Annotated in this window: 17 protein-coding genes and 1 tRNA gene; 13 read left to right on the top strand and 5 right to left on the bottom strand. The window is 58.3% G+C overall.

Annotated features, from left to right (window positions below; translation table 11 throughout):
- Positions 1-16 precede the first annotated feature (16 nt).
- The 10 genes from SLH47_RS05490 to SLH47_RS05445 all read left to right on the top strand — a co-directional run bounded on the left by SLH47_RS05490 (position 17) and on the right by SLH47_RS05445 (position 12981).
- On the top strand, positions 17-1525 hold the full coding sequence (locus SLH47_RS05490) for an ABC transporter substrate-binding protein (RefSeq protein ID WP_320238373.1): 1509 nt from the start codon (positions 17-19) through the stop codon (positions 1523-1525).
- Between the two features lie 60 nt (positions 1526-1585).
- Positions 1586-2530: an ABC transporter permease gene (locus tag SLH47_RS05485; protein ID WP_320238372.1), complete on the top strand. Its 945-nt coding sequence runs from the start codon at positions 1586-1588 to the stop codon at positions 2528-2530.
- Positions 2527-3402, top strand: coding sequence for an ABC transporter permease (locus SLH47_RS05480; RefSeq protein WP_320238371.1), 876 nt, complete (start codon positions 2527-2529; stop codon positions 3400-3402). The genes SLH47_RS05485 and SLH47_RS05480 overlap by 4 nt, the downstream gene beginning before the upstream one ends.
- 9 nt (positions 3403-3411) lie before the next feature.
- Positions 3412-5211, top strand: coding sequence for a gamma-glutamyltransferase family protein (locus SLH47_RS05475; RefSeq protein WP_320238370.1), 1800 nt, complete (start codon positions 3412-3414; stop codon positions 5209-5211).
- 1 nt (position 5212) lies between these two features.
- Entirely contained in the window at positions 5213-6001 is a 789-nt protein-coding gene (locus tag SLH47_RS05470; RefSeq protein ID WP_320238369.1) for a DUF1028 domain-containing protein, read from the top strand.
- An 85-nt stretch (positions 6002-6086) separates the two neighbouring features.
- On the top strand, positions 6087-7736 hold the full coding sequence (locus SLH47_RS05465) for an amidase (protein ID WP_320238368.1): 1650 nt from the start codon (positions 6087-6089) through the stop codon (positions 7734-7736).
- An 83-nt stretch (positions 7737-7819) separates the two neighbouring features.
- Positions 7820-9364, top strand: coding sequence for an ABC transporter substrate-binding protein (locus tag SLH47_RS05460; protein WP_320238367.1), 1545 nt, complete (start codon positions 7820-7822; stop codon positions 9362-9364).
- A 58-nt stretch (positions 9365-9422) separates the two neighbouring features.
- A complete protein-coding gene (locus tag SLH47_RS05455) occupies positions 9423-10364 on the top strand; it encodes an ABC transporter permease (protein ID WP_320238366.1) in 942 nt (313 codons plus the stop codon).
- The gene (locus SLH47_RS05450; RefSeq protein WP_320238365.1) at positions 10364-11182 is read left to right on the top strand and encodes an ABC transporter permease; all 819 of its coding nucleotides are present in this window, start codon (positions 10364-10366) and stop codon (positions 11180-11182) included. Before SLH47_RS05455 ends, SLH47_RS05450 begins: the two co-directional genes overlap by 1 nt.
- Positions 11179-12981: an ABC transporter ATP-binding protein gene (locus SLH47_RS05445; RefSeq protein WP_320238364.1), complete on the top strand. Its 1803-nt coding sequence runs from the start codon at positions 11179-11181 to the stop codon at positions 12979-12981. The genes SLH47_RS05450 and SLH47_RS05445 overlap by 4 nt, the downstream gene beginning before the upstream one ends.
- 953 nt (positions 12982-13934) lie before the next feature.
- Here SLH47_RS05445 and SLH47_RS05440 read toward each other — a convergent pair.
- Entirely contained in the window at positions 13935-17675 is a 3741-nt protein-coding gene (locus tag SLH47_RS05440) for a hypothetical protein (RefSeq protein ID WP_320238363.1), read from the bottom strand.
- On the opposite strand from SLH47_RS05440, the gene SLH47_RS05435 reads away from it, so the two are divergent.
- Together SLH47_RS05435 and SLH47_RS05430 are read left to right on the top strand one after the other, a co-directional pair.
- Positions 17674-17940, top strand: a complete 267-nt coding sequence (locus SLH47_RS05435; RefSeq protein ID WP_320238362.1) for a hypothetical protein — start codon at positions 17674-17676, stop codon at positions 17938-17940. The two genes, SLH47_RS05440 and SLH47_RS05435, sit on opposite strands and share 2 nt — an antisense overlap.
- A 205-nt stretch (positions 17941-18145) precedes the next feature.
- A complete protein-coding gene (locus tag SLH47_RS05430; RefSeq protein ID WP_320238361.1) occupies positions 18146-20239 on the top strand; it encodes a tetratricopeptide repeat-containing sulfotransferase family protein in 2094 nt (697 codons plus the stop codon).
- 102 nt (positions 20240-20341) lie between these two features.
- Here SLH47_RS05430 and SLH47_RS05425 read toward each other — a convergent pair whose 3' ends face one another.
- From SLH47_RS05425 to SLH47_RS05410, 4 genes are all read right to left on the bottom strand, one after another.
- Positions 20342-23080, bottom strand: coding sequence for an EAL domain-containing protein (locus SLH47_RS05425; protein ID WP_320238360.1), 2739 nt, complete (start codon positions 23078-23080; stop codon positions 20342-20344).
- 8 nt (positions 23081-23088) lie between these two features.
- Positions 23089-23865 carry a FecR domain-containing protein gene (locus SLH47_RS05420; RefSeq protein WP_320238359.1) on the bottom strand — a complete coding sequence of 259 codons (777 nt, stop codon included), beginning with the start codon at positions 23863-23865 and terminating at the stop codon, positions 23089-23091.
- A gap of 1103 nt (positions 23866-24968) precedes the next feature.
- A tRNA-Ala gene (locus tag SLH47_RS05415) sits at positions 24969-25044 on the bottom strand.
- A gap of 83 nt (positions 25045-25127) precedes the next feature.
- On the bottom strand, positions 25128-25454 hold the full coding sequence (locus SLH47_RS05410; protein ID WP_320238358.1) for a TIGR02300 family protein: 327 nt from the start codon (positions 25452-25454) through the stop codon (positions 25128-25130).
- Between the two features lie 111 nt (positions 25455-25565).
- On the opposite strand from SLH47_RS05410, the gene SLH47_RS05405 reads away from it, so the two are divergent.
- Complete coding sequence (locus SLH47_RS05405) at positions 25566-26255, top strand: SprT family zinc-dependent metalloprotease (protein WP_320238357.1); 690 nt, start codon at positions 25566-25568, stop codon at positions 26253-26255.
- Positions 26256-26274: the final 19 nt, after the last annotated feature.

The following is a 26274-nucleotide window of genomic DNA, read 5'->3' as shown; positions in this document are numbered from 1 at the left end:
CACGGGAGTAAGACAGATGCAAACCAAATACCTTCTTTCAACCACAGCTGCGCTGATGTTCACCACCTCGCTGGCCTTGGCGCAGGATTTCAGGATCGGCCTGGCCGAAGATCCCGATATCCTTGACCCCGATCAGTCCCGCACATTCGTGGGCCGGATCGTCTATGCGGCGATGTGTGACAAACTCGTGGATATCACGCCCGACCTTGAAATCATCCCGATGCTGGCAACCGGATGGGAATGGTCCAGCGACGGCATGACCCTGACGATGACCCTGCGCGAGGGCGTGACTTTTCATGATGGCGAGCCCTTCAATGCCGAAGCCGTCGCCTACAACATCAATCGGTCAAAAACCCTGGATGAAAGCCGCCGCAAGTCCGAAGTGGCATCGATCAGTGGCACCAATGTGGTGGATGAATATACGATCGAGATCATGCTGGCGAACCCCGATGCGACGCTCCTGGCGCAATTCGCGGACCGTTCTGGTATGATGCTGTCGCCGAAAGCGGCAGAGGAAATGGGGATCGGGTTCGGGAACGCTCCGGTTTGCGCAGGGCCCTTCAGCTTTACCGAGCGGGTTCAGCAGGACCGGATCGTGCTGACCAAGTTCGAAGATTACTGGCGCGCGGACGAGATCAATTTCGACACGGTGACCTATCTGCCGATCACGGACGATACTGTACGCCTGGCCAATCTGCGGGCGGGCGACGTGGACATGATCGAACGGCTGGCAGCGACGGATGTTGCCTCGGTTCAGGCGGATGATGGCCTGTTACTCGAACAGGCTGTTTCACTGGGCTATCAGGGCCTGACGGTGAACGTCGCAAACACAGACCGATCCGAAACGCCGATGGGTCAGGATGCCACAGTGCGCCGCGCATTGTCGCTCGCCATTGACCGCGAGGTGCTGAACCAGGTGGTGTTCGAAGGTGTCTTTGCACCCGGCAACCAGCCCTATCCACCGACCTCGCCCTGGTATAACAGCGACTTCCCCGTGCCCGCCCGCGATGTTGAGGCGGCAAAGGCACTGCTGGCGGACGCAGGTGCAGAAGGGATCAGTGTTGAGGTTCAGGTCTCAACCAACCCGGTGGCGCAGCAGGTCGTGCAGGTCGTTCAGGCGATGGCCTCAGAGGCCGGCATCAATATCAGCATCGTGGCCAAGGAATTCGCCACACTCTTGTCTGAACAGACAGCAGGCGCCTACGAGATCAGCCAGATCGGGTGGTCGGGCCGGGTCGATCCGGATGGCAATATCCACCAGTTCATGACCTGTGAAGGCGGTATCAATGACAGTGGCTATTGCAATCCCGAAATTGATACGCTGCTGAACGCCGCCCGAACATCGACCGATGTGGCGACCCGCAAGGAAAGCTATGACGCGGCCCTCGCCATCCTGCAGGAAGAGATGCCGATCATCTATCTCTACCACCAGACCTGGATCTGGGCGATTGACGACGCCGTTGCGGGCTACGTCCCCTATCCCGATGGCATGATCCGTCTGGTCGGTGTGTCCAAGACCGAGTGAGCACCTTGTCCCCGGCGGGTCACACCGCCGGGCCAGCCCTTTCATCCCTAAGAGGCCCCCATGCTGCTTTTCATCGGACGCCGTCTTTTGGTCGCGATCCCGACGGTCATCCTGATCTCGATCTTCGTGTTTTTCCTGCAAAAGCTGTTGCCGGGCGATCCGGTTCTCGCGCTGGCAGGGGAGGACCGGAACCCCGAGATCCTGGAATATCTGCGCGAGAAATACCGGCTGAACGATCCGCTTTATGTCCAGTATTTCCAATGGATCGGTAACGCGCTGCGGGGCGATTTGGGGATTTCGCTGCGCACGCAGCAGCCGGTTCTGGAACTGATCGGGGAAAAGCTGCCGGTGACCTTGCAATTGGCTGTGATGGCGCTGGTCTTTGCGATGGTCATCGGCATCCCGGCGGGCGTGATCTCGGCCTATTACAAAGGCACCTGGATCGATTGGGTGGCGAATGTCATCGCCCTGTCAGGGCTGTCAGTGCCGAATTTCTGGCTGGGGATCATGATGATCCTGCTTGTGTCGGTGAACCTTGGCTGGTTGCCCGCATCCGGCTATCGGCCCTTTAGCGATGATCCGCTGCAATCCATCCGCACCATGCTGATGCCCGCCTTTGTGCTGGGAACGGCCATCGCCGCGACGCTGATGCGGCATACGCGCTCGGCAATGCTGAGCGTGCTGCAATCGGATTATGTCCGCACCGCCCGCGCCAAGGGCCTCCGCGAAAAGGTCGTGGTGCTGCGCCATGCGCTGAAAAATGCGCTAGTGCCGGTGGTGACGGTTATCACACTGCTGTTTGGTGAATTGCTGGCTGGCGCAGTGCTGACCGAGCAGATTTTCACCATCCCCGGCTTTGGCAAGCTGGTTGTCGATGCCGTCTTCAACCGGGATTACGCGGTTGTTCAGGGGATCGTCCTTTGCACGGCGATTACGTTCATCCTGATGAATATCCTGGCAGACGCGCTTTACCGCGTCCTGAACCCGCGGATCGGGGCGCCATGACCACGATTGATCTCGCCACGCCCGCTGAGGCGCTGCCGCCCCGCCGCAACCGTGTCTGGGCAAAGCTGCGGCGTAATGTAGCCGCGATGGCGGGCGTGGTGATTGTGGGGTTCTTTGTCATGGTGGCGCTGCTTGCGCCGGTTCTGCCGATCTCCGGCCCGGCGGAGACCGATTGGGGTGCTGTCCGAAAACCACCCTCGACCGCACATTGGCTGGGGACCGACGAAATTGGGCGTGATATCCTTAGCCGGATGATCTGGGGCGCGCGGGCCTCGCTTTTGGCCGGTGTCGTCTCGGTCGCCATTGCGATGGCTATCGGTATTCCCCTTGGCGTGTTGGCGGGCTATGCCAAGGGCTGGTCTGACGCGATCATCGGTCGCGTGACCGAGGCCCTGCTCGCCGCGCCTTTCCTCATCCTCGCCATCGCACTGGCGGCGTTTTTGGGGCCATCGCTGACCAACGCAATGATTGCCATTGGCCTGTCGGCGGTGCCCATCTTTATCCGCATCGCGCGTGGACAGACGCTGAACGTGCTGACCGAGGATTACATCGAAAGCGCCCGCGCGGTGGGTCTGGGGCATGGGGCCATCATCTGGCGCTACGTCCTGCCCAACATCACACCGCCGCTTTTGGTGCAGGCGACGCTGACAGTGGCGGCGGCGATCATTGCTGAAGCCTCCCTGTCTTTCCTTGGCCTTGGCCAGCAGCCCCCGGCGCCATCCTGGGGGGCAATGCTGAACACGGCCAAGGCGTTTATGGAACAGGCGCCATGGATGGCGTTCTGGCCCGGCATCGCGATTTTCCTCGTGGTGCTGGGCTTCAATCTTTTGGGTGACGGGCTGCGCGACGCGCTCGACCCCCGTGACACGTAAGGGCGACCAATGCAGACATCCCAGTTCACCACACGGCCCGAAATCCTTGGCACGTTTGGCGTTGCCACTTCGACCCACTGGATTGCGTCAGCCGTGGGTATGGCGATCCTTGAAAAGGGCGGCACCGCGATTGATGCAGGGGCGGCGATGGGCTTTGTCCTGCAAGTGGTGGAGCCGCATCTTTGCGGCCCATTGGGCGACATGCCCGCGCTGATCCATCTGGCGGGCGAGGATACACCGCATGTCGTTTGCGGTCAGGGGACCGCACCAGCGGGTGCGACGATTGCGCATTACAAGGATGAAGGGCTCGATCTGGTGCCGGGGTCAGGGCTGCTTGCCACTGTGATCCCCGGCGCCTTTGGTGCCTGGATGCTGATGCTGCGCGACCACGGGCGGTTGCCCCTGCGCGATATCCTCGAACCGGCGATCCATTATGCGCGGCACGGACATCCGACGCTGCCGCGTGTGTCGGCAACCATCAAAAGTCTCGCCGACTTCTTTAGCGACGAATGGCCGACATCTTATGCGACATGGCTACCGGGTGGTGCCGCGCCAGAGCCTGAAAGCCTGTTTAAGAACCCAGCACTTGCCGACAGCTATGACCGTATCCTGACAGAGGCTGAGGCCGCATCAGGTCGCGAAGCCCAGATCGAGGCGGCACGGCGCGCCTTCTACGAAGGTTTCTTGGCCGAAGCCATTGACGGATGGCTGCGCGAGGCCTGTGTGATGGACGCCGCAGGCGGGCGTCGCGAGGGCGTGATGACCGGGCAGGACATGGCCGATTGGCAGCCGAGTTATGAAGCACCCGTTTCTGTCGACTATGACGGATGGACAGTGTGGAAGGCCGGTGTCTGGACGCAAGGCCCGGTGATGCTGCAGACGCTTCGGTTGCTTGAGAATACCGGGATTGGTCAGGCAGACCTGACGGGTGAAGACTTCGTCCATCAGGTGACCGAGGCGATGAAGCTCGCCTTCGCGGACCGCGAGGCCTACTACGGCGATCCCGACCATACGGATATCCCGCTTGATACCCTGCTCAGCCGGGATTACGCGGCCACGCGGCAAAAGCTGATTGGCGACACCGCATCCTTGGAACAGCAGCCCGGATGGATTGCGGGTTTTGAGGATTGGGCCAGTGCGGCTGTCGCGCGCGCCTCACAGGACATAGTCGATACGCCCGGTGCGGGTGCTGGAGAGCCGACAATGGCGCATCTGACCGAAAAGCGCGGCGATACCGTCCATATCGACGTGATCGACCGGTGGGGAAACATGATCTCGGCCACGCCTTCGGGTGGTTGGCTACAATCCTCGCCCGTTGTGCCGGGGCTTGGGATGCCGCTGAACTCCCGCGCACAGATGTTCTGGCTGACCGAAGGCTTGCCGACATCGCTCGCGCCCGGTCGGCGCCCGCGTACCACGCTGTCACCATCCATGGCACGCGGTCCGGACGGGCAAGCGTTGACCTTTGGCACGCCGGGTGGGGATCAGCAGGATCAATGGCAACTGATCCTGTTCCTGCGGTTGGTGCATGGTGGGATGAACCTGCAGGCCGGGATTGATGCACCGCTCTTCCACACCGCGCATTTCCAAAGCTCGTTCTACCCCCGCGCAGCACAGCCCGGGCATCTGATGGTCGAGCCTGCCTTTGGCGACGCGGTCATCACCGATCTGCGCGCCCGCGGGCATGGCGTGGAGGTGGCAGAACCATGGACCGTCGGCCGCCTGACCGCCGCAGCGCGGGACCCCTCTGGACTAATGCGGGCCGCCGCCACGCCAAGGCTGATGCAAGCTTACGCGGTGGGGCGATAGGATGACCTATTCCATCGTCGCACGTGATCCTGAGACAGACCATCTGGGCATCGCAGTCGCCAGTCGTTTTTTCGCTGTCGGCGCGCTGGTTCCGCATATTCGAGGAGGCAAAGGAGCGGTGGCAACGCAGGCATTCATCAACCCGATGCTGGGTGTTGAAGGTGCTGATCGGCTGGCGAAGGGTGAGGCGCCAGAGCAAGTCCTTACCGACATGATCACCCGCGACGGCGGGCGTTTGCAGCGCCAGGTGCATATGATCGATGCAAATGGTCAGATAGCGGCTCATACGGGTGCCGAGTGCGTCGACTGGGCGGGTCATACTGCCGCTCAGGGGGTGTCCGTCGCGGGCAATATGCTGGCCGGACCACAGGTCGTCGAACAAACCCTTGCCGCCTATCAGGCCGCCATGGACGAACCCCTGCCCGAGCGGTTGCTGACCGCCATGGAGGCCGGGGCGGCCGCAGGTGGCGACAAACGCGGCACGCAGTCCGCAGCACTCCGTATCCACAGGACCGAAGATTACCCATGGATCGACCTGCGCGCTGACGACCATCCCGATCCGCTGGCAGAGTTGCGCAGGCTTCTGGACGTCGCCGGGGAGCGGTTTTTGCACGTGGCCGAGATCATGCCGACAAAAGCGGATTTTTCAGGCCTGACCGACAGAACAAGTATCGACGCCGCCATCGCCGCGGAAGAGGCCCGGCGCAAGGCCGAAGGCCGTGTGAGCCGATCCTTTGCCACAGAACTGGGCGAGCAGGGACAAAACCCATCGGTAGCGCTGAAAAAGTGACCATTCGATCGACCGTCTTAGGGGTGACGGCGGTCCAAGACGTGACATTGGGCAAAAGTGGCCCTTCAATACCTGTGGGGTAACAATGACAAACAGAATTACCGAAGCGGACATTGCGGGCGCTGAAAGGCTGCTTGGCGTCGCCTACACGGTGAAAGAGCGGTCGCAGATGCTGGACAATCTTGATGGCCAGCGGGATCTTGCGGCCGCCAGACGTGCGCTGACCTTTGACAATACGACACCGATGGCCTGCAGGTTTGACCCGCGTCTGCCGGGCTTTACCATGCCGCATGGTCGCGATGCGCTGGTTTTGTCCGAGGTCACGGAGGTACTGCCAGGCGATGCGGAGGATATCGCATTCGCCCCGCTGACCCAATTGTCCCATTGGGTGCGGACCGGACAGATCACGTCCATCGCACTGACGGAACTCTATCTTGACCGGATCGCAGTGCTTAATCCCAAGCTGGAGTGCTTCGCGACCGTCACCGCCGACCTCGCCCGCGCCGAGGCAACCGCGATGGACAGCTTGTTGGCGGCGGGTGTCTGGCTAGGCCCGTTACATGGCATCCCTTACGGCCTCAAAGACCTGTTTGATACGAAGAATATCGTCACTGGGTGGGGCGCCGAACCTTATCGCGACCGGGTGCCGGATCAGGACGCCGCTGTGACACGGGCCTTGCGCGCTGCAGGTGCCGTATTGATCGGGAAAACCAGCGTCGGCGCACTGGCCTATAATGACCTGTGGTATGATGGCTGGACACGGAACCCGTGGAACCTGAACGAGGGGTCGAGCGGTTCCTCTGCCGGCTCAGCCTCGGCCACGGCCGCGGGTTTATGCGGCTTTTCCATCGGGACCGAGACGCTGGGATCAATCACCTCCCCATCGCATCGTTGTGGAACGACGGGCCTGCGCCCGACCTTTGGCAGGGTTAGCCGCGCGGGCGCCATGGCACTCTGCTGGTCTCTCGATAAGGTTGGACCGATCTGCCGCTATGTGGAAGATACGGCACTTGTCCTCGCGGCGATGAAGGGCGGTGATGTGGCCGATCCCGGCGCCATTGAGGCACCGTTTCACTACCACGCCAGTGCCGGGATCGACGGCATGACGCTGGGCTATCTGCCCGAAGCGTTTGAGGAAGGCGCGACGCAAGTCGATCACGATGCGCTGAAGGCCGCAAAGGCACTGGGGATCACGGTGAAGGAGGTCGCCATCGAGGACCTACCTTACGGGTCCCTGATGACGGTCGTCTATGCCGAGGCGGCAGCCGCCTTTGAACACCTGACCCTAGAGGATATCGACGACACGCTGCGCTGGCAGGATGACGGCGCCTGGCCGAACACATTCCGAAAGGCGCGGTTCATCTCAGCCGTTGATCTTGTACAGGCTGACCGCTTGCGCACACGCGTCCTGCAAGCGATGAGTGACCTGATGTCGGGGGTCGATGCGCTGATCGGTCCGTTCTCGACCGGGCCAATGCTCGTCGCCTCCAATTTCACCGGCCATCCCTGCCTGCATCTGCGCGCGGGGTTTGAGGATCTTGCGAGCCGCACCATGGCCTCGCTCGGCACGGGCAAGCTGACCACCGGAGAGACGGAAGGCGAAAAGACATTCACCGTCCCGCACGGCATTTCGCTTTGGGGGCAGCTTTTTGATGAAGGGCCGCTGTTGAACCTTGGGCAGGCCCTTGAACGGGAAATGGGGGTCGCGGACAGACGGCCCACTTTCCCGTCCTGAAATTCGCAAAAGACCCGCGAGAAAGCGGGCCAATGACAAGAACCGAGGCGCGTCACGCGTCCACAACATGGAGAGAAGAGAAGATGAAACGCAGAAGTTTCCTTGGCCATTCGACTGCCCTGTTCGGTACGACATTGTTCACAGGTGCCGCCCCGATGATGGCCACGGCCCAAACCGAACCCGTGACCGGGGGCACCCTGATCTGGGGGCATTCCGAGACGACGCAGAACCTGGATATGCACCAGACCGGCACAGCTTCGACGGGGCGCGTATTGCAGAATGTGCATAATTCCATCGTTACGGTGGATGAAAACCTGAATGTCATTCCAATGCTGGCGGAAAGCTTTGAGCAAAGCGATGACGGGTTGGTTTACACGTTCCGCCTGCGGCCCGGTGTGATGTTCCATAACGGGGCAGAGATGACTTCGGCCGACGTGAAGTATTCGTTTGAGCGATGCGCTAACCCTGAAACCGGTGCGGTGAATTTCGAGGTGTTCAATGCCGTTGAAAGCATCGAAACCCCCGATCCGCTGACGGTTGTGATCACGCTCAATCAGGTCAATGCACCCTTCCTGTCGCGTCTCGCAGAGAACGGCGCAGGAGTTGTCATGCCCGAAGGGTCAGGCGATGTGCAGGGCGAGACGCCGATTGGCGCAGGTCCTTTTCGGTTTGTCCGCCGTGAATTCGGGAACGAGGTCGAGCTTGAGCGGTTTGATGATTACTGGGACGGCCCCGCTTACCTTGACCGGATCATCGCACGCGAAATCCCCGAACCGACTGTGCGTTTGACCGGGTTGCGCACAGGCGAATTGCACATGATCAACGACATCCCTGCCGACCGGATGACGGAGATTGAGGAGGTGGGCGATATTCAGGTGGTCAAATGGTTCCCGCTCAATTGGGACTTCGTGAACCTGAACCACGATTTCGAACCGTTTCAGGACGCACGGGTGCGGCAGGCCTTTGACTTGATCATCGACAAGGAAATCCTGCTGGAAGGTGCGCTTTGGGGTCAGGGTGCGACCACGGCGTCGCCCAGCTATCCGACATCAGCGAGCTATAATGCGGACCTCGTCCAACGAGGCCAGGATATCGAGGCGGCAAAGGCGCTGCTCGCCGAGGCCGGGTATCCAGAGGGCAGCCTTGATATCGTGTTCAAAGCCACGACGAACTACCCCTATCACATCGAAAGCGCACAGATTCTTGTCGAATGGTTCCGCATGGCGGGGGTCAACCTCAGCATCGAACAGCTGACCTGGGCGGACTGGCTGTCACAATGTTGGGTCGATCGCGATTATCAGATGACAATGATGAATTTCTTCACATTGTGGGAGCCTGATTTTCTCTACTACTCGCTCTGGAATACGACCGGTGCCTTCAACTATCGCAATATCTCGGACCCGGAGATTGACCGGCTGACCGAAGAGGCCCGGGTGACCGTTGATCCGGCAGAACGGGCAGAGATTTACAAGGCCGTGCAGCAGCGCGTCTATAATGAGACCCATGACATCATCCTGTGGTTCCGCAACGGCACCATCGGCGCGCAGCAGAATGTCGGCGGGCTGGATACAGTCGTACATCCTAACGGGTCAAACCTGGACTTCCACAAGGTCTGGCTGTCGACCTGATCTCTTAACGGGTCCGGCCAGATTGGCCGGGCCGCCCTTGCGCTGCACTGGATCAACCATGCTTTTCCTCGTCAATCGCCTATTGTCGGTCTTTCTGACGCTGCTCCTGATCTCGATCATCACATTCGCGGTCACGAACATCCTGCCCGGCGATGTGGCGATGATGATCATGGGCACCCAGTCAAACCCCGAAGCTCTGGCCGGGTTGCGGGAAAGTCTCGGCCTGAATGATCCGCTCTTCGTGCAATACGCGCGCTGGATCGGCGGATTACTGACGGGGGATTGGGGGACGTCACTTGTCTTCAAGGAACCGATCGGCCCGCTGATCGCTGATAAAGTCGTGGCAAGTGCGCTGATCGTGGTCATGTCGATGGCCATCGCGCTGTCGGCGGCGATCCCGCTTGGGGTCTGGGCTGCGATCCACCGCGACCGCTGGCAGGACAATGCGGCCAGCGCCTCGGCTCTTGTGGGGGTCAGCCTGCCTGACTTCTTCTGGGGGATCATGCTGATCCTGCTTTTTGCGAGCGTTTTGGGCTGGCTGCCGTCGAGCGGTTTCGTGCATCCGGCGGAGGATTTCTTTGGGGCCTTGCGGCACGCTTTCCTGCCGTCTCTGGCCCTTGGTCTTGGCCTGATGGCGCATCTCACCCGGATGACACGGGCGACGATGGTGAGCATCCTCCAGCAGGACTTCATCCGCGTGGCCCGCGCAAAGGGACTGCCCGAGCGCTCGGTGATCTGGGGCTATGGGCTACGCAACGCGATTGGGCCAGTGGTTACCGTGGCCGGGCTGCAGGTGGGGTATCTTTTTGGTTCCATCATCGTGATTGAGAGCCTTTTTAATTTCACCGGCATGGGCTGGCTGACCTACCAGGCGCTGCTGAACCGCGACATCCCCCTGATCCAAAGCACCGTCTTCGTCATCGCAGCGGTCGTGATGCTGACCAACTTGATTGTCGATCTGATCTACATGGTGATCGACCCGCGGCTGCGGGCCACCTGATGCGGCGCTTTCTGTCCACCAAGGGGGTGATCGGGGGGGGTATCGTCGTCACGATGCTGCTGATCGCCCTGCTTGCGCCTGTTTTCGTCGCCGAGGAGATGGCGACCCGCATGGATATCCGCGCTCGTCTTTCGGGGCCGACCTGGACACATCCTTTCGGCACCGATCAGTTGGGCCGTGATCTGTTTTTCCGTGTCGTGCTGGGGGCGCAGACCTCCGTGATGATCGCAGGGGCTGCCGTGCTGATGAGCATCGTGATCGGTCTGCCATTGGGGATCATTTCAGGCTATTACGGCGGGACGCTCGACAATGTGTTGATGCGGCTTGTCGATACGCTCCTTAGCTTTCCCGCGCTCCTTTTGGCGTTGACCATCAGCGCGGTGCTGGGGCCGAATATCACCAATACGATCATCGCCATTGGCGTGGCCTTTACGCCTTACCTCGCCCGGATCATCCGGGGCGAGGCGCTGCGCGTGGCCCAGATGCCATATGTCGAAGGTGCGCGGGCGGCAGGTACGACCGATTTCTGGATCATCCTGCGCCATATCCTGCCGAACATCATGCCAGCGATCATCGTGCAAGGCACGATCAGTCTAGCCTTTGCAATCCTGGCGGAGGCAGGCTTGTCGTTTCTTGGTCTTGGGACACAGCCGCCCAATGCAAGCTGGGGCCTGATGATCCAGGCCAGCCGCGACTATCTGGATGTGGCCCCATGGACAGCGCTTGTGCCGGGTGTGGCGGTGGCGATCACCGTGCTGGGCCTGAACATGTTCGGCGATACGCTGCGCGATGTGCTTGACCCAAGGACCCGCGCATGAATGCCCTTGTCGAAATCCAGAACCTGCGGGTGACGTTCGGCGAAGGCCCCGACGCGGTGACCGCGGTGCAGGATGTGAGCTTGACGGTCAATCCCGGCGAAACCGTCTGCGTTGTTGGTGAAAGTGGGTCCGGCAAATCGGTCACATCGCTATCGCTGATGCGGCTGGTCGAATTCGGTGGTGGAACGATTGCGGGCGGGCGCCTCATGCTGCAGCGCGCAGATGGCCCTGTGGACCTCGCCCAAGTATCACCGGACAAGATGCGTGACATTCGGGGCGATGAAATCGGCATGATCTTCCAGGAGCCGATGACATCGCTCAGCCCCGTCTTTACCATTGAACGGCAACTGACCGATGGGTTGAAAGCTCATCGCAATTTGAGCACCTCAGCCGCCCGCGCCAAAGCGCTGGAACTTCTAAAGGACGTGCGGATCCCCGAACCAGAGCGGCGGCTGCGACAATATCCACATGAGCTTTCGGGTGGCATGCGGCAGCGCGTGGCTATCGCCATCGCGATGGCCTGCGAACCCCGCCTGCTGATCGCCGATGAACCGACGACGGCACTGGACGTCACCATTCAGGCGGAAATTCTGGCCCTGATCAATCGGCTGAAGCGCGAACGGGGTATGGCCGTTCTGTTCATCACCCACGATATGGCGGTTGTTGCGCAGATCGCTGATCGGGTTGTGGTGATGTACCGAGGCAATGTGGTCGAACAGGGTCCTGTAGCCGAGATTTTTGCAGACCCGCAGGCAGACTATACCAGGGCGCTTCTGGCCGCCGTGCCGCGTCTGGGCGAAATGCGGGGTAAGTCCGCGCCAGAGCCGTTGCGAGCCTTTGGCGAGGTCGCCGAACAAACGCCGCAAGCGCCTGAGCAAAAAATCGAACCACTGCTGGAGGTACAAAGACTTACGACCTATTTCCCGGTCCGTAGCGGCGTCTTTCTTCGTCACGTGGCCAATATCCACGCGGTCGAGGACGTGTCATTCACACTTAACAAGGGACAAACGCTTTCCTTGGTCGGGGAATCGGGTTGTGGCAAGTCGACCTGCGGACGGTCGATCCTGCGGCTGGTTGAACCCACATCAGGATCGGTCCTGCTTGACCGCACGGATGTGCTGGCTGCCGGGCCGCGTGATCTTCGACGGATGCGGCGTAACATGCAAATGATCTTTCAGGACCCGTTTGCGTCGCTCAACCCCTATATGCGGCTGGCCGCTCAGGTCGCCGAACCCTTGAAGAATTTCGGAATTGCCACCGGATCCGACGTAGAAGACCGTGTGGCAGGCCTTTTTGACCGGGTCGGCCTGCCGCGCGATTTCATGCAGCGGTTTCCGCATGAATTGTCAGGCGGCCAACGCCAGCGTATCGCCATCGCGCGCGCTTTGTCAGTCTCACCCCAATTGATCGTCGCGGATGAAGCCGTCTCGGCCCTCGATGTTTCGGTTCAGGCACAGGTGCTCAACCTGATGATGGAGCTGCAGGCCGATCTGGGTCTGTCATTCCTGTTTATCAGCCACGATATGGCCGTGGTCGAACGGGTCAGCCATCAGGTGGCCGTGATGTATCTTGGCCGGATCGTGGAAATCGGCCCGCGCGCAGCGATCTTTGAAAACCCGCAGCATGATTATACCAAGTCACTTTTGCGGGCCGTTCCGATCGCAGACCCGGCAACGCCGCAGCTTGAAAGTGAATTGCGCTTTAAACCGATCCCATCACCGATGCACCTACGCGACCATGCACCGACGCCCTCTGTATACGAAACTTTTGAGGCAGGTCATCTGGTTCTTCGGAATTGAAACATGGCCCATTGGTCAGAGTAAGAGGGTGGAATTCTTGCTGCAGATCCATGGGAAGATGGCGACCGCTAGTGCAGGACGGCAAGTTCGACCATGGCATATCCGTGGTCAATGAGTTGTTTGTGCGGACAGTGAGGGTGCTGCCGTCAAAGATTCCATTTGTGACCTCGGCAAACTGGAAATTCTGTCGCCCAATCTTCAAGGCTCGTTATGTCAGGACGTATGTCCCTGGAGAAAAGTTCCGTAAAATCAGATTCTTGCTCTCAACATCGGCGATGTCATCGTGGTTTGTTGGTCGTATTCTCATTGATCCTTTGTCCTTATTTGCGTCTCCACACAAATAGACGATTCTTGCGGCATCCATCCAGCTCGTGCCTCCGGAAGGAGTTTTCATGATGGCTTGAATGCTTCCGAGCCAAGCGGACAGGTTGGCCTGACACATTTTGTGCCTGCTCTATGTGGCCTTGTCATTTTGCCGATCAGGAATTGGCCGTTTCTCCAAACACAGGCATATTACTGGCATTGCCTGCCTAGTTTGCAGGCCTCTGAGAATGCATATCCGTGCCATAATACTCGATCAAAGCAAGCTAGATTTCGATGATGACAGACCGCAGATCTGGCACAGCATTTAACTCATTGCGGGTTCAAGCCTCGTCACCTCCAGCCCAAATGTGCCGTTGAGCAGCTCTCGTCTGATGCGGCGCAACACAGGCTCTGCTGCGATACGGTTATCGTCGCCAAAGCGGCCCTTCGTCGGCAGCAATTTCGCTCGATACCGAACCGTGCCTTCGATGCCGCCACGCCCGAGAAACCAAACGCGGATAACCGTGTAGTCATTTCGATCTTGACGGTGGCTTTTGGGTTAGACGAGTAGCATTTTGGCCTGACTGCATCGGCTTCAGTTGGTTTTCCCGTGCAGAGATAAACGCCACAACTCTCACCAATCCTCGAACCTAGAACGCGAACTTGTAGGCGCCTGCCAAAGTCCGGCGTGTGGCCTCTTGCCCAGAGCTTGCAGATGCTTGGAAGGTGAATGTCCCACGTGCGCCGAATGACCTTTCGAAGCCAACCGCCAGTTTGGCATTGGTCGAAGAGGTGCCGTCAGCCTGACCAGTTGAGACGGATGTGCCAAAAACGGATACATCAAAACCGTCCGTGTCAAACACCTCTGAGTGCACGGCCTCTAAAGACGCCCAACCTAACCCACCCCAAATGGTCTCCGTCAGCTTGAGTCCGATGGATGCTTCTGCAAATTCATTGGTGCGGTCGGGAACGGTCGCATTCGCAAGCGATCCTGTCTCAGTGTAGCCTTCGCTGTCTTGTATGCCGGCTAGCAGCCCGCCAATGAGGTTGACATCTACCGCTGTAACGGCCGCCAGATCTGTCTCAAAGTCCAGCGCCGCGACTGCGACGGTGCTGGTATACTCAGCCAATGCGTCCTGACTGCCCGCGATGCTTCTGGTGTCGGAGTGGTCCATTCGGCCTATGCCCAGACCGAAAGTCAGAGAAGCGTTGTTGAATGCAAGGCCATATGTCCCGCTGATAAGGATGCCTGACGCTTCAAGGTCGGTGTTGCCGCTCTGCCCGTCGAGATCCAGCAGGCTGGCCCCAATGGAGAAGCTGTGACCTGAATTTGTACGTCCGGCATATCCTCCAGTGAGCCCGGCCAGCTTGGCGCTGTCGTCGCTTGAGCGATCGGACTCCTCGGTGACGTCAGCACGCACAAAGGCGGACCCTGCGACTTTGTCGAAGCCGGTGTCAAACGCTGAACGATTGCGGGTCGCCGCATCGATTGTCGTATCAATACCACCCATCAGCTCGGACATGTACGCGCCATAAACCGCTGTACTCGTGCCACTTGAAACAAAATCTGACCCGTTGACTGCCGCGTAGACGGGCGCATTCGTGCCAGCACCATCGATAGCCCAGACAAATTCGGGCGATGCAGCAGTCGTATCAAAAGCGCCGGTTGCCGCATCCTCATCTTCGAACACATAAACCGCGCTTTCCCCCGTGTGGCTGAGGTTCACATCATGATCGCCCACACGGATGATCCCGTCGATTGCCGAAGAGGACACGATGTTGAGCGTTCCTGATCCGCCATCCAGATTGATGGCGTAGTTGGTGCCGTTGCCTGTCGCAGAAATGTCCCCGCTCACCGACAATGTGCCTTCATGTGTGCCAATGTATATGCCGGTTGCTTCGGCTGATGTAGACCCATTAGCAACCGCGATGATATCGCCGGATATGGTCAACTCGGAAGCAGCGCCAGTACGTCCAATTCTAACGCCTGACGCTTCTGCAAACTCGAAATTGGAGTCGGCAATGGCGGTAATGTCACCAGAATTGGACACAATTCCATCTAAGGCAGACATGTACATACCGGTCGCTTGACCTGAGCTATCGCCGGAAACGCGTGCCTGAATGTTGCCCGTATTCTCAAAAGTGCCGGTGTAGGCAGACGTAATGCTGAACATCTCGACCCCAATCGCTGCTGCGGAAGACCCGCCGCTCGCCGTGGCCAAAAGGTTACCTGTATTGGTGATATCAGACGAGATTGCAGTGATATCGAAAGCGCTCAACGCTCTTGCAACGGCGCCATCGCTTGAGTCAGCGACAACGGTGATGGTCCCGCTGTTGTTCAGAGTTCCCGCAAGTTCAATTTGAAGGTCGATGCCCGTTGCAGTCGCGTAGCTGAAGCCGCTTGCATTCGCCGTCAGAGTAATGTCGCCCGCATTTGTCAGACTTGAGTCCGCACCAAACCTAGAGAGTCTGAAGCCTGCCAAGTAGCCAGTTGACGCAGATGACGCCGCTGCGACTGCTAAGTTAATGTCTCCACTGTTCTGAACAGTGCCCTGCATCGTGTTGATCGAAAATCCGCTGCCTCGAATACTGGTTGATCCGTCAGCACTGAGTTCTGCAGAGATCGACCCGCTGTTGATCAGCACTCCGGTTGTGCCAAGCCTGACTATGTCGAAACCATTGAACTCCAAACCGTCGTCTGCATCCAGGACTGCGGAAATCGCCGCATCATTGTTGAGCGTTCCAGACACGGTATTGATGTAGAAGCCACTCGCATCGATCTCGTTGCCAATGCCGTTCAGGGAAATCGAACCAGAGTTTTGAAGGCTCGCGCCGTCTTCAAGGTTTGAAATGTTATACCCGCGAACCCGGTCGCTTGTGGCGCTGTCTGAGATGGTTGTCAGAACGAGGCTGCCGTTGCTCGTCAATTGGCTGCCTGCTGCGAGCGTATTGATGTCGAAGCCAAAGGCTCTGGCGTAACCGTCAGTGCGTGTACCGAACGTATCGATGCCGGTGGCGGTGATCGTCCCGTTATTTGTCAGCCGACCGTCTAGGGTGTTCACCACGATACCCGTCGCCGTTGCTGAGCGACTTACGGCAGAGGCTTCAACTGTGATTGTTCCATCGTTTTGAACGGTTCCAGTTGCGCCAACTTCTTCGATATTCATGCCAGACGCTTCGGCAGCACGGTCCGAGCTGCTGGCGATTGCACTGATCGCGCCCGTGTTTGTTGCAGTGCCGGCAACGGTGTCAAGATCAAGGCCGTCAGCAGTTGCCGCAGATATTCCAACGGCCTCAACACTGATATCCCCGGTGTTCGCAAAGCTTCCAAGTACATCCCTGGTTTCAATTCCGTCGATTGACGCCTGTCCGGCGGTGGTTCCAGCCGTCCCAATCGCGGTTGCCAAACCGATCAGCGCACCGTTGTTCACAAACGCACCGTCTGTTTCGATCGTCCCAACGTCAAAGAGATCAACGGTCGCCCGGCTGGCTTCGACCTCCACGTCTATCATACCATCATTTCGGACCGACCCATGAATATCACCGAGTTCGACGCCATCGGCACTCCCTACGGAGGTGCCGTTGTTTCTGGCCAACATGGAGATATTGCCGGTGTTCAGCAGCGATCCGGTGACGTCGCCGGTTTGTTCGATACCATCTTGAGCATTTACGTCCCCGCCAACCGCGATTGAGGTAATCGAGATATTCCCGTGGTTCTCGAATACGCCGCTCAGCCCATTGTTGATCTGAATCCCATTGCCGTCTGCGCCTGCGGAACTCCCGGTGCCCGTGGATGTCGTTACAATTGTGATGTCGCCGGTTGAAGTGAAGGTCCCCGAAAGCACCTCGGTCTCGATCCCGGTCCCGCCAACGTTCGATGTCGACGTTGATGTCAGAGTGATTGTTCCGGAACTGTTCAGGGTGCCTGAAACATCGCCAGTCTGGATGCCGTTCACGAATAAACGGTTCCCCGTTGGATCACCACCATTCGATCCATTGGCAGTGACGTTCAAGACGCCTGAGTGATCTACGGTTCCGCTGACTTCGCCATCGACGGAGATACCCTCGACCCGCGTCGTATCGCCGGCGACCGGGTTTGCGGATAAATCAATCTGGCCCGCATTGTCTATGGTACCGCTGAGGTTGCCGGTCGCTTCGATGCCCGCTTGGCGCGTGCCATTGCCATTGACCCCGCTGATCACGCCATCGTTCGTGAGCGCCGCAGTGTAGTCTGCGATGTCGATCTTCACGACACCGGTTTCGGCGGTTGGGTCGACAGCGACAGATCCGGTGGATGTGATCGTGTGATCAACGTCATCCGCGGTCACGAACTCCGTTGTTCGTGCTGTGCTGATCGTCTCTGCCGTTGCAACAGCTGGAGACAAAGCCATGACCGACATTGCCGCAAACAGCATCGACGGCGCGATGCTCGCAACCTGCCCTTTATACTTCGTCATGCGTCCGCCGACGCGCAAATCAGGAGACATTACCGACCTATTTCTTATCTTTTTTGCTGTGGCGCTCGGTGGCAACGCACACCGGCGGAGGCGACGGGTAGTGGCTAATTTAGGCAAAAAAAGGAAAAAGTCGTGCCTTGCAAAGAAAGTTTGCATGTATCGCTTGGGTGCTTTCGTGCTCTTTGGGGCAAGAGGTTAATGCCATAAAAAACAATTGTTTAGTCAATGCATAGATCGAACGTGGATCGATCAAAATGCAATATCAGCCACCAAACCAATGCGCGATCGAAGGATGACCAAACGTCAAGTGTCTTGCGAAGGGGGCGTTGGCCTCATCTGGACCTGAAGCCGTTCACGATCTACAAGACTGCTCCGGCGCGCATATGCATGACAGGCTTCAAACAATGTCAAATGAACAGACTTTGTCTATTGAACGTGCGTTGGACATGGCCGCAAAGCACTTTGAAGCCGGAGAGGTGAAAGCCAGTCTCTATCTTTGCGACCGCGTCTTGGAAGCGAAGTCGGACAACGCTGCAGCGCTTCATTTGAAGGGGCTTGGCCTGCACAAACTGGGTGCCGTCGATGACGCATATGCTTGCCTTGAGGCCTCGCTCCGCCACGCTCCTCATAACCAGTTGTTTGCGGCAAATACTGTTGAGGTCTATCGGAGTTCCGGCCTACCCACCAAGGCAGAGGCGGTTGGCGACAGGGCGGTGCAAGCACCACCGGTAAGCGCGGTGCTTGTGGCGAACCTGGCTTTGGCAAAGTACGATCTTGGCAAGATCGATGACGCGAAGCGGCTGCATGAGTCAGCCTTGGCGACTGCCCCCAATCACCTGGCATCTCTGAACAACCTTGGCACGATTGCCCGAGACGAGGGGGATCTGGAAAAGGCTGTTGGATACTATGATCATGTCTTGACGCTTCGGCCCAGACACTTTGAAGCACGGAACAATCTGATCACCGTCTTGCTGGAGAAAGATGATTTCGTCCGTGCGCAAGACGAGTTGAACGCATTGCTCGCCGTGGCTCCCGACAATCCTGAAGCCAATCGATCTCAAGCACGCCTTCACCTGATGCAAAATGAACTCGACCAGGCCGAGCTTCGGTTCCGAACTGTGTTAAAGGGTGATCCGGCGCATGTTTTGGCAATGGTCGGTCTGAGCCAAGTCATGACGGAGAAGAACCGGCATGATCTCGCATTGCGGGTCGCCGAAGACGCATACCGCCTCAACGCCAATGAGAAACTGGTGGCCCAGCAGGTTGGCGCCACACTTACAAATCTGGGAGAGGTCGAGAAAGCTGCCGAGTTTTTCGATGCCGCACTCGCATTGGATCAGGCCTTTGGTCCGGCGTTGTTGGCCAAAGGTCATGCCGCGATGGAGGCGGGCGAACTGAAAACTGCCGAAGACTGGTTCGCACAAGCACTTGCAAAGGGGCAAGACGATCTGTCCCCGCGGATAGCGCTTACGTCTCTGAAGAAACCCAAGTCACCCGATGACCCACATTTCGCGGCGCTGCGCGCGCTGGAGAAGGACGCACCTGCATTCTCGGCACAAAAGGCGGCCAGCTATTATTTTGCGTTGGGCGATTGCTATGATGCGGTTGGTGACTACGAGGCCGCGTTTCAGGCCTATGATATCGGTGCGCAGAAGAAACGCACCCTCATCTCATACGACGCTGATCAGCATGAAGAGGTCACCCGGGATATCATTGAGACCTTCGATCCTGATTTCGTTCAGCACCTGCGACGCAGCGCCAATTCATCAGCGAAGCCGATCTTTGTGTTGGGTATGCCGCGGTCCGGCACCACTTTGACAGAGACGATACTTGCGAGCCACTCGCAAGTTTTCGGCGCAGGTGAACTCAATGATCTCCAGACGCTGTTCGATGTTAATGCGCGCGATCGTACGCCGTTCCCCAAAAACCTGCAGGCGCTCACCCCGCGCGACTTTCAGACCCTGATCTCCAAATATGTCAACCGTTTGGACGAATTGGGCAGTGAAGCGCCTCGCGTCACTGACAAAATGCCCGCAAACTTCAAAATGCTGGGCATTATTCACGCACTTATGCCAAACGCCAAGATCGTCCATGTCGCGCGCAATCCCATGGATACCTGCCTGTCATGCTACACAAGGCTTTTTGAACGCAGCCAGTTAAACAGTTACGACCTTGTCGAACTGGGTCGATACTACGTTGATTACCGCCGTTTGATGGTTCATTGGTCGTCCACACTGCCGGGCGACGCTTTTCTCACGGTCCAATATGAAGACCTGGTCCATGATTTTGAGGCCAATACACGAAGACTATTGGACTACGTTGGTCTAGCGTTCGAGCCTGCCTGCCTTGAGTTCTACAAATCCAAACGCCGCGTGAAAACGGCGAGCATCACGCAGGTCCGGCAGCCTCTTTATTCCTCTTCACTGGAAAAGTGGCGTAGATACGAAAACCAACTTCAACCTCTTAAGAGAACCTTGGAACTCGGCGGCGTACTCTGAGAACGGCCTTGCATTTAACACATTGCCCCGTGGCGTAGGCTGTAGCAGCCTAAGCGCTACCTCGATCGAGTAGCCGCGATCAATCTGCACCATGGACCTCGACTACTGGCCCACCACCCGCGCAGCTTCCTTTTCCTTTGTATGCGCCAACACATAGCGTTGGAAATCAGTCAGGCACATGGGCTTGCCGAAAAGGTATCCCTGCACTTCGTCGCATCCATTTGCCTGCAAAAAGGCAAGCTGTGCTTCGGTTTCGACACCCTCGCAGAGCAACTTCATGCCCAGCCTCTTGCACAGATCGTGCACCGCGGAAACGATGGGCTCTGCGGCGCGACTTTGGCCAAGAGACATCACAAACGACTTGTCGAGCTTGATCTTCTCCAAGGGCAATTGCGTGAGGTAGGCCATCGACGAATAGCCCGTCCCGAAATCGTCAAGCGCCCAGCCGACCCCAAGAAATTGGATGTCGCGCATCGTTTCTTCCAGGTCGGGGGAGCCATCAAGCAAGACCGACTCGGTGAGTTCGAGGCACAATCTGGATGCCGGGAACCGCTTTTCTCGCAGGACGCGTCTTACGTCATCGCAGACGTCGCCGCCCATCAGCTGTGCGCCCGAGACGTTTACGGCGACGCTCAACTCTTGCGGCATGGCCAATGCATCCTCGACCGCTTGTTCCAGGACGAAACGACCGACATCGCGTATGAAACCCGTGGATTCCGCAATCTGAATAAACTCGTCGGGTGAGACGCGGCCCATGGACGTCGTGTTCCAGCGCACCAGCGCTTCCGAGCCGATTAATTGCCCGTCGCTGATCCGATGTTGCGGTTGGTACCAGACCTGGAATTCGCCCCGATCCAAGGCTCCACTCAACGACCGCTCGATCTGGCGGAACCGGAACTGCCGTTTGGACTGGACGGGATCATAGTGCTGCGGTTTTCCGTCTTTCAAACTTCTGGACTGGTCAAGCGCCTCTTCAGCGCGGGACAATGCGTCGGCGGGTGAGAGTGCCTCTTCAGGTCGGATCGTCACAAAGCCGATCCGTGCGCCGACTTGGGCCTTGGCCGTTTCCAAATCATAGGTGGTTGAGATTGTTGCGACGATTTTTCTGGCTCGTTCTAATGTCTGTGCATGATCCATCGGCCCGATTGCGCAGCAGGCAAAGGTGTCGCCGCCGAGGCGTGCGACGTCAGTCACATCCAGCTCCGCTTCATCGATACGCTTGACGACGTGGCGCAGCACTTCATCCCCGACATCCCGACCGAGGACGACATTGATCGCTTTGAACTGGCTGAGGTTGAAGACAAAGATTGCGAGAGCGTCTCTTGTCTTCAGGCGCCGTTCGACCGATCCAAGAAAGCGATTTCGCCGCATCGCGCCGGTCAATTCATCGAAGTTGGACAATTGGGCGATACGCCGTTCCTGTTCCTTGATTGTGGTGACGTCGCGCGCGGACAGCGTGATGATCTGTGTAGATCGTTCCTCGCCGCCGTCGATTTCAACCGTTTGCGAAGGGGTCAGTGTGTATTCCAGATGGCGCCGGTGGCCAGCGCAGTTTACGAAGCGCGACTGTAATGATCGCTGCCATTCGCCGTCACGCACCGCATTGATTTCGCGCCATAACTCATCGGGAAGGGTGATATTGCCCTCTGGATCAAGGCCAAAGAGCCGCACCGCAGACTGACTGCATATGCGCGTCGCGCCCGAGGCCTCCAGCACAACAATGGCATCTGAACTGTCCGCAAAAACTTGCTGCAGGAGTCCCGTCGTGCTCTCAACCTCCCGCCGCTGGCGCCGGATGATCCAGTAATCACGGGTCAATTGCCGTATGACGTACCAGCCCGCATGGACCGCCAGCGCCGGATAGAAGGCGGCCGTTGGCACGACAATGGATCCGTGCAGGAACATGGCAAAGGCGCCAGCCTCGGTTGCAATCAGAGTGCCGCCTGCTGCGGTCAGCGTCCGCCGCGGATTTTGAAGCGGGCTGGTCTGTAGCAGCAGGAGCACGCCGAAGAGCGAGACAAATACCCATGTTGCGCGCAACTCAACAGGTATGATGCCGCCCGCAATGGTTTCAGCTGCCAGAGTGTGAACCAGCGCACCCGGGACGATGCCGTGTACGGGAACTGCGAAAAGGTCGCCAAGCTCGATGGCCGAGGCACCGATGATGACGGAGCGCCCCTCGAACACCGCGCCCGGAACCAGCCCTGCAGCCACATCGCTTGCAGAGTATGTCGGCACGGTATCTGGCCGGATCGCGAAATTGATACGGAAGGTTTCCTCGCTTTGTGAGAAACGGCCAGACAACAAGGCAGCCGCTGACGGCAGGAACTGGCCCTCTATCTGTCGACCGAAGGGGTAGAAGCGCACCAGGCCCCTTTGATCACTGAAGACATTGGCCAAAACCGGCCAGCCCTGCGTGGCGAAGAGTGGCTGCGGCCTGTTTGTCTGCAACCCCGCACCGTCCACACTCTCTGGTTGCTGGAAGACGGCGAGATAGGCATTGCCGGATTTTTCGAGCGCCTCGGCGAAAGCGCGATCTCCGGCGGCATCTGCCGGAAACGCAAAATCGATATCAAAAAAGACATCAAGCGCCCCTGAGTCGGTCAGCTGATCAAGAATGTCGGCATACACCTGCCGCGACCAAGGCCATGCGCCGACGCTTTGCAGGCTTTTTGCATCAATTGCGACAAAGACAAACTGCCCGCTGGCATCGCGCACTGCATTGGCGGAACGGACGTCTTCAAGACTCGCGTTGAGATGAGATAAGAATCCGTTCCGCTCGGCCGCGAACGTCGTCGCCACGATCAGGATGGCGATGCAGACGCTGCGGAGAAAGGGCATTTGAGAGGTTAACCCCTGTTCCCATTGCCGTTGCCGCCACCATTGCCATTGCCGCCACCATTGCCATTGCCATTGCCGTTGCCGTTCCCATTGCCGCCGCCATTGCCATTGCTGTTTCCTCGGCCATTTCCAATTCCGTTGCCATTTGATTGACCTGGCGCGGATGGGGGGGCATTCCCGTTCCGTGTCGCATTGACTGGCCGTAGCTCAAGCCCGAAGGTATTTGGCATTCCAGGGATTTGGCTGGTCACCTGCGCCTCGGAAACGGCCAGAGATTCACCTGAAGACGTTGCCTGCCGCCCGCGAGAAACATCTGCTCTGCCGCTATCGTCGCGTACTTCAACCCTTCCCTGATCGACACGGACTGTCGAAGCGTCACGATCAGTCGTCACCTCAAAGACCGTGCCTTTCACCACAGCTGCCAGATGCGGGGTCACGACGCTCGTATGCGCCTGTTGCCGCGTTTCGACCGACACAAAGATAGAGCCACGCTGCTGTGTAACACGGGTCTTCTGACCAGTTGGCATTGACGTGGAAACCGCAGCCAAAGTGTTGGCGCGGTAGATAATCCGGTCTGTTCCGCGTGCCAGGATGACCCTGCTCCGCTGTCCGGTCCTGATCCAACTTCCGCTTTGAAGCACCGCGCCAGCGCTGGCCGGGTTCCATGTCTGCCCGTCTATTGAGACCAAAACATCACCCGACGCCCGCTCAAGCGTCCAGTCTTGCGCCAGCGCGGCTACAGCGCTGGCGATGACAAAAACCACCGAAAATAAAGCTCTCAACATCATTTTATACCCCTTACTCCTGACGGGCGTAAACTGCGGCACAGTCCTTAAGATTTTTTCAACAGGATTGACGAAACATAGGGCGATCGCACCCGACTTGTTCTGGCTGGTCGGTTCCAGGGTTGTCATTCGCACAAGGCCACGAATGCTGGTCATATCCATGAGCTACGCGTGATTGCTGCACCACCTTTCACTCTTGGTGAATGGCGGCTACGCATAGTCAATCGTTGCATTGCGACATATGTTGCTTTCATTTTTTGAACCGTCTTGACCACCCTAGAACGCGCACGTGCGCCACACACCGACCTGTCAAACATCTGTTGGCGCGGAGCGGCCGACATTCACCTCGCTATGCGTACTCTGCTGCCGATCAGGTAAGGAGGTTGTGATAGTCGACAAAGCTAACGTGGGGCTGCAGACGTATCCTGCGTGAACGACTAAATCGCCTGACGCGCGCTTCATGATCCAGTCGTACGTTATCGAGCGACGATGATCGCGGACAGTGTAGTCCGAGCACAGTATGAGAAGGGCAACGTCGACCCTGCGTCTTTCTGAACCATGGTCATCTTTGGCCGCTCAACGGTGCTTTTGACCGTTCCGCCACGGGCATGGCGCACGAAGGCGTCGACCGCTAAATAGCGGTTCTCGTTTGCTGGGGGCGATGGTTGAGAGCCCGCGATAGTGTGGTCCCGTCTTCGCGCACCGCTCGGTCTGCTGCGCGGTTCTTTGCGCCATAGCTGGCTCGGTTTGCGAAAAACATCATCCGGCAAATTAGGCCGTCGTGCTGTCAAAACTGGTGTTCGGGCGGCGAGCAGCGGCGCTTCTGTGCGAAGCGCATCAAATGAGCCAGCGGCAGGTGTGTTCAGTTCTGGGTGCCGATCGATCCAGCGTGCGGTATCAAGGCGTGCGGCCGGAAGATGCTGATGCGCGTAAGGCAATCAAAGCTGTCGCAGCTGAGCGCCGCCCGTTCGGCTAAGGAATACCGAAAGTAGAAAATCCCATGTCGTGAAGGGTTTACGGAGAATGCAATCTTCATCCGTTGTGTTCCACCATTTTTGACACACCAGACTTCTGCATACCTAAGTCATTGATTTTAAAAGATATGGTGGAGCCTAGGGGAGTCGAACCCCTGACCTCTTGCATGCCATGCAAGCGCTCTCCCAACTGAGCTAAGGCCCCATCCGGTGCAACATCCGTTGCGAGGTGCTGTCTATGCAGCGGGCCGGGCGAGATCAAGAGTAAATCGCGCCCGAACCTTTCAATTACTCGTCGTCACCTGTGGCCACATCGGCCAACTCGTCAAGCGAGACGGTATCGTCGTCATCATCATCTTCGAGCACATCATCGCCCAGATCGACATCGTCGCCGTCATCATCGTCATCGAGAACCAGATCGTCCTCTTCGGCGACCTCTTTCATTTTCTTGCTTTGCGCGTCCTCGGCATCCGCCACCATGGTACGGGTTTTTGAGGTGTCGATTGTGACCTCGTTGCCGGTATAGGGGCTGATGATCGGGGTGGCGTTCAGGTCGTAAAAGCGCTTGCCGGTTTCAGGGCAAAGACGTTTTGTACCCCATTCTTCCTTTGGCATGGGCTGTCCCTTCGAAATCTTGCACGGACCCTTGCGGGTGATCGGTGCCAACTGCCATAAGCAGGGGGCTGTGTCAAAGCCTTTGGCACATGGAAATATGAGTAGCTGGATATGGGCCGTCACACGCTTGAAGGCAACCCCCCGATTGAGGTGAATCTGCGGAAATCGACCCGCGCACGGCGCTTGTCGTTACGTATTTCGCGGCTCGATGGGCGGGTGACGCTGACCTTGCCGCGCTTTACTGCCGAACGCGAGGGGATCGCCTTTCTGAAAGCGAAAGAGGCGTGGTTGCGCGCGCATCTGGATGATGTTGCGCAGCCGGCACCCGTCGCAGTCGGCGCAGAGCTGATGGTGCGGGGACAGATGCTGCCGATTGTGGTGGGCACTACAAAGCGCGTTCAGATTACGACGTCCGAGATCTGTGTGCCGGATCAGGCGACGGCTGCAGTGCGCATCAAGGCGCAGCTACGCCATTTAGCGCGTGACGCGTTGGCGACGGCTTCGGACCGGTATGCGGCCAAGGTCGGTCGTCATTACACGCGGTTGACACTGCGCGATACGAGGTCGCGTTGGGGCTCGTGTTCCAGCAACGGCACGTTGATGTATTCCTGGCGCCTGATTATGGCACCACCGGATGTGCTTGACTACGTGGCGGCCCACGAGGTCGCGCATCTCGTTGAGATGAACCACTCGCCGGCATATTGGGATGTCGTCGGGGCGCTTTATCCCGACTACCAACGTGCGCGTCAGTGGCTGCGCAACAATGGCGACCAATTGCATCGCTTCCGCTTCGATAATTGACCACCCTCCGATTTGTGAT

This window comes from Cognatiyoonia sp. IB215182, from assembly GCF_033963905.1.
Classification (GTDB): domain Bacteria; phylum Pseudomonadota; class Alphaproteobacteria; order Rhodobacterales; family Rhodobacteraceae; genus Yoonia.
Note: the sequence above shows the minus strand (reverse complement) of the source record. Positions and strands in the feature narration are given on the sequence as shown.

Excerpts from the sequence above, each read along its gene's own strand:
- SLH47_RS05490 (WP_320238373.1), top strand. The coding sequence starts at position 17 with ATGCAAACCAAATACCTTCTTTCAACCACAGCTGCGCTGATGTTCACC.
- SLH47_RS05485 (WP_320238372.1), top strand. The coding sequence starts at position 1,586 with ATGCTGCTTTTCATCGGACGCCGTCTTTTGGTCGCGATCCCGACGGTC.
- SLH47_RS05480 (WP_320238371.1), top strand. The coding sequence starts at position 2,527 with ATGACCACGATTGATCTCGCCACGCCCGCTGAGGCGCTGCCGCCCCGC.
- SLH47_RS05475 (WP_320238370.1), top strand. The coding sequence starts at position 3,412 with ATGCAGACATCCCAGTTCACCACACGGCCCGAAATCCTTGGCACGTTT.
- SLH47_RS05470 (WP_320238369.1), top strand. The coding sequence starts at position 5,213 with ATGACCTATTCCATCGTCGCACGTGATCCTGAGACAGACCATCTGGGC.
- SLH47_RS05465 (WP_320238368.1), top strand. The coding sequence starts at position 6,087 with ATGACAAACAGAATTACCGAAGCGGACATTGCGGGCGCTGAAAGGCTG.
- SLH47_RS05460 (WP_320238367.1), top strand. The coding sequence starts at position 7,820 with ATGAAACGCAGAAGTTTCCTTGGCCATTCGACTGCCCTGTTCGGTACG.
- SLH47_RS05455 (WP_320238366.1), top strand. The coding sequence starts at position 9,423 with ATGCTTTTCCTCGTCAATCGCCTATTGTCGGTCTTTCTGACGCTGCTC.
- SLH47_RS05450 (WP_320238365.1), top strand. The coding sequence starts at position 10,364 with ATGCGGCGCTTTCTGTCCACCAAGGGGGTGATCGGGGGGGGTATCGTC.
- SLH47_RS05445 (WP_320238364.1), top strand. The coding sequence starts at position 11,179 with ATGAATGCCCTTGTCGAAATCCAGAACCTGCGGGTGACGTTCGGCGAA.
- SLH47_RS05435 (WP_320238362.1), top strand. The coding sequence starts at position 17,674 with ATGACCGACATTGCCGCAAACAGCATCGACGGCGCGATGCTCGCAACC.
- SLH47_RS05440 (WP_320238363.1), bottom strand. The coding sequence starts at position 17,675 with ATGGCTTTGTCTCCAGCTGTTGCAACGGCAGAGACGATCAGCACAGCA.
- SLH47_RS05430 (WP_320238361.1), top strand. The coding sequence starts at position 18,146 with ATGTCAAATGAACAGACTTTGTCTATTGAACGTGCGTTGGACATGGCC.
- SLH47_RS05425 (WP_320238360.1), bottom strand. The coding sequence starts at position 23,080 with ATGCCCTTTCTCCGCAGCGTCTGCATCGCCATCCTGATCGTGGCGACG.
- SLH47_RS05420 (WP_320238359.1), bottom strand. The coding sequence starts at position 23,865 with ATGTTGAGAGCTTTATTTTCGGTGGTTTTTGTCATCGCCAGCGCTGTA.
- SLH47_RS05410 (WP_320238358.1), bottom strand. The coding sequence starts at position 25,454 with ATGCCAAAGGAAGAATGGGGTACAAAACGTCTTTGCCCTGAAACCGGC.
- SLH47_RS05405 (WP_320238357.1), top strand. The coding sequence starts at position 25,566 with ATGGGCCGTCACACGCTTGAAGGCAACCCCCCGATTGAGGTGAATCTG.